This is a genomic window from Vibrio sp. 03_296 (assembly GCF_002265885.1).
The window spans coordinates 1-1,014 of record NZ_NPKW01001070.1 but is presented as its reverse complement, the minus strand read 5'-3'; the positions used below and the strand labels follow the sequence as shown (position 1 = coordinate 1,014).

The window sequence follows — 1,014 nt, the reverse complement described above, 5'->3', positions numbered from 1 at the left end:
TTTCATCTCAGCGTCCGCTTGATTGCTCTTAAGTGCAGACCACTTCTTTTGTCAGTACATCGACTTGATTCTTAAGATCTTCTACCTGCGCCATTGCTGCTTTGGTTTGTTCATCTGGCCCCGATGCACAACCGGCAAGTAAAAGAACAGAAGAGGTGGCAGCTGCAATTAGGATCTTATTCATAAAAACTCCTTGTTCTATAATTGTCTGTCATTATTGACACTAATGTCATATGACTCTTTGATTGTAGCGACAATAAATGACAACAGCGAATTAAAAAGTGAGCAACGTCCACATATTGAAGGATTTTTACCGAGTTCTAACAGAGATGAGTACGTTTTTCTGTGTTGTGTGTCGGATCTGGTTAGCCTATTGCTTGACATGAACTTGGGTAATCGAATTTTTAGGCCGATGTTTCCTGTGAAATGTGGATAATTTTTCTGTGATCTCTATCCTTTATTGTGCGGTTTAAGGTATCATTGCGCGTTTTTATTGATTCCCTCTCGGCGGCAAAATAAGCGGCCAAGATAGTGCAAAATAGTGGAGAAACCTTTGCAATTTAAAGATTTAGGCTTAGATAATCGCCTACTGAAGAACCTAAAGCACTTAGATTTTCAGAAAGCGACGAAAATTCAACAGCAAGCGATTCCAGTTGCGATTGCTGGTAAAGATTTGCTGGCATCCTCAAAAACAGGTTCTGGCAAACGCTGGACGTTTGTTTGCCTATGCTCATAAGTCTTTAAAAACAAAAGCATTGTCAGCGCGTGACCCGCGTGGTGTGATCCTTGCGCCTACTCGTGAACTTGCAAAACAAGTGTATGGAGAGCTTCGTACCATGTTGGGCGGCCTTTCCTACGACGCACCTTGATCGTGGGTGGTGAGAACTTCAACGATCAAGTAAAAGCGTTAGCACGACTACCCTAAATTCATTGTCGCGACTCCAGGGCGTCTTGCGGATCAGCTTAGAGCACAAATCTGTGTTCCTAGAAGGTCTTGAGACCTTGGTACTAGAC

At 42.9% G+C, this 1,014-nt stretch carries 2 pseudogenes; one reads left to right on the top strand and one right to left on the bottom strand.

The annotated features are described in order from the left end of the window. Window positions 1-184: pseudogene (locus CIK04_RS29875) on the bottom strand (hypothetical protein); the annotation flags it as partial. A 357-nt stretch (window positions 185-541) separates the two neighbouring features. Here CIK04_RS29875 and CIK04_RS29870 point away from each other — a divergent pair. Continuing rightward, a pseudogene (locus tag CIK04_RS29870) lies at window positions 542-1,014 on the top strand (DEAD/DEAH box helicase); the annotation flags it as partial.